This is a genomic window from Streptomyces sp. NPDC052721 (assembly GCF_040678315.1).
Classification (GTDB): domain Bacteria; phylum Actinomycetota; class Actinomycetes; order Streptomycetales; family Streptomycetaceae; genus Streptomyces.
The window spans coordinates 1-1,052 of record NZ_JBFATL010000107.1 but is presented as its reverse complement, the minus strand read 5'-3'; the positions used below and the strand labels follow the sequence as shown (position 1 = coordinate 1,052).

Annotated in this window: 1 rRNA gene; it reads right to left on the bottom strand. The window is 57.0% G+C overall.

Annotated features, from left to right (window positions below):
* A 23S ribosomal RNA gene (locus tag AB0L21_RS39615) occupies positions 1-1,052 on the bottom strand; the annotation flags it as partial.

Sequence of the window (1,052 nt, the reverse complement as noted above, 5' to 3'; positions counted from 1 at the left end):
CGTCCTACACCCTTACCCCGGGACAACCACCGCCCGGGATGGACTACCTTCCTGCGTCACCCCATCACTCACCTACTAACCGCTTGGTCCGGCGGCTCCACCACTTTCCATTCCCCGAAGGGTCCGGAACGGCTTCACGGCCTTAGCATCACGATGCTCGATGTTTGACGCTTCACAGCGGGTACCGGAATATCAACCGGTTATCCATCGACTACGCCTGTCGGCCTCGCCTTAGGTCCCGACTTACCCTGGGCAGATCAGCTTGACCCAGGAACCCTTAGTCAATCGGCGCAAACGTTTCTCACGTTTGTATCGCTACTCATGCCTGCATTCTCACTCGTCAACCGTCCACAACTCGCTTCCACGGCTGCTTCACCCGGCAGACGACGCTCCCCTACCCATCACAGCACCCGTTGGGGCTATACACTGCAATGACACGACTTCGGCGGTACGCTTGAGCCCCGCTACATTGTCGGCGCGGAATCACTAGACCAGTGAGCTATTACGCACTCTTTCAAGGGTGGCTGCTTCTAAGCCAACCTCCTGGTTGTCTGTGCGACTCCACATCCTTTCCCACTTAGCGTACGCTTAGGGGCCTTAGTCGATGCTCTGGGCTGTTTCCCTCTCGACCATGGAGCTTATCCCCCACAGTCTCACTGCCGCGCTCTCACTTACCGGCATTCGGAGTTTGGCTAAGGTCAGTAACCCGGTAGGGCCCATCGCCTATCCAGTGCTCTACCTCCGGCAAGAAACACACGACGCTGCACCTAAATGCATTTCGGGGAGAACCAGCTATCACGGAGTTTGATTGGCCTTTCACCCCTAACCACAGGTCATCCCCCAGGTTTTCAACCCTGGTGGGTTCGGTCCTCCACGAAGTCTTACCTCCGCTTCAACCTGCCCATGGCTAGATCACTCCGCTTCGGGTCTTGAGCGTGCTACTAAAAACGCCCTATTCGGACTCGCTTTCGCTACGGCTTCCCCACACGGGTTAACCTCGCAACACACCGCAAACTCGCAGGCTCATTCTTCAAAAGGCACGCAGTCACGAG